At 70.1% G+C, this 1,561-nt stretch carries 1 protein-coding gene; it reads left to right on the top strand.

All coding sequences use genetic code 11. From position 1 onward, the window contains the following. A partial coding sequence (gene edd, locus ACXJKR_RS32110) for a phosphogluconate dehydratase (RefSeq protein WP_457326302.1) occupies positions 1–1,561 on the top strand: 1,561 nt, incomplete at both ends.

Genomic DNA, 1,561 nt, shown 5'->3' with positions numbered 1-1,561 from the left:
GAGCAGATCCGAGCCGAGGCGCACCGTCTGGGCGCCACGGTGCAGGTCGCGGGCGGCGTGCCGGCGATGTGCGATGGTGTGACGCAAGGCCTGCCCGGCATGGAGCTGAGCCTGTTCTCGCGCGACACCATCGCGATGGGCACGGCAATAGCGCTGACGCATGACGTCTTCGATGCGGCCCTGCTGCTGGGCATCTGCGACAAGATCGTGCCGGGCCTGTTGATCGGCGCACTGCACTTCGGCCATCTGCCCTGCGTCTTCGTGCCCGCCGGGCCGATGAGCTCGGGCATCTCCAACAGCGACAAGGCCAAGGTGCGCGAGCTCTACGCCCAGGGCAAGGTCGGCCGCGACGAGTTGCTGAAGAGCGAGCAGGCGGCCTAYCACGGYSCCGGCACCTGCACCTTCTACGGCACSGCCAACAGCAACCAGATGCTGCTGGAGGCCATGGGCCTGCACACGCCGGGCAGCGCCTTCGTGCATCCGCACGACGACCTGCGCACGGCGCTGACGCGCGAGGCTGTCGCCACGGCGATCAACATCAGCGGCCGCGTGGCGGGCCGGGCCGCCAAACCCATCGGCCACCTCGTCGACGAGCGCTGCATCGTCAACGCGATGGCGGCATTGCTCGCCACTGGCGGCTCGACCAACCACCTGATCCACTGGGTCGCCGTCGCCCGCTCGGCCGGCATCCTGATCGACTGGACGGACTTCTCCGACCTGTCCGCCGTCGTGCCCTTGCTGTCGCGCGTCTACCCCAATGGCAGTGCAGACGTGAACCAGTTCCAGGCCGCCGGCGGCCCGGGCTTCGTCATCCGTGAGCTGATGGACGCCGGCCTGATGCACGAGGACGTCATCTCAGTCGCCGGCGACAGCCTGCGCCCCTATGCCTTCGTGCCGCGGGCGGTGGGCCAGAGCGGCGAGGTGGTGCGCGAGCCGCTGCCGGCCGCCAGTGGCGACGACGGTGTCGTGCGCACGGCCGCCGCGCCTTTCAGCGCCACCGGTGGCCTCAAGCTGCTGGCCGGCAACCTCGGCCGCGCCGTCATCAAGGTCTCGGCGGTGCCCGAGGATCGCCACACCGTGGAGGCGCCTTGCCGCATCTTCACGACGCAGGAAGCCATGCTGACCGCATTCAAGAACGGCGAGCTGGAGCGCGACGTCATCGTCGTCGTGCGCTTCCAGGGCCCGCACGCCAATGGCATGCCCGAACTGCACAAGCTGACGCCGCCGCTGGCCGTGCTGCAGGGCAAGGGATTCAAGGTGGCGCTGGTCACCGACGGCCGCATGAGCGGTGCCTCGGGCAAGGTGCCCGCGGCCATCCACGTCAGCCCCGAGGCCCTGGCCGGTGGGCCGCTGGCCAAGCTGCGTGATGGCGACGTCGTGCGCGTTTGCGCGCAGACCGGCACGCTGGCCGCCCTGGTCGACGAGGCCGATTGGGCGGCCCGCGAGGTGGCGACGCTCGATCCGGACGAAGCCGACGTCAATGCCCACGGCCTAGGCCGCGAACTCTTTGCCGGCCTGCGCCGCAATGTCCTGAGCGCCGAAGAAGGCGCCTGCACCTGGT

This window comes from Roseateles sp. P5_E11 (genome assembly GCF_054049355.1).
The sequence above is the reverse complement of the archived record's forward strand: the minus strand, read 5'-3'. Positions and strand labels throughout refer to the sequence as shown.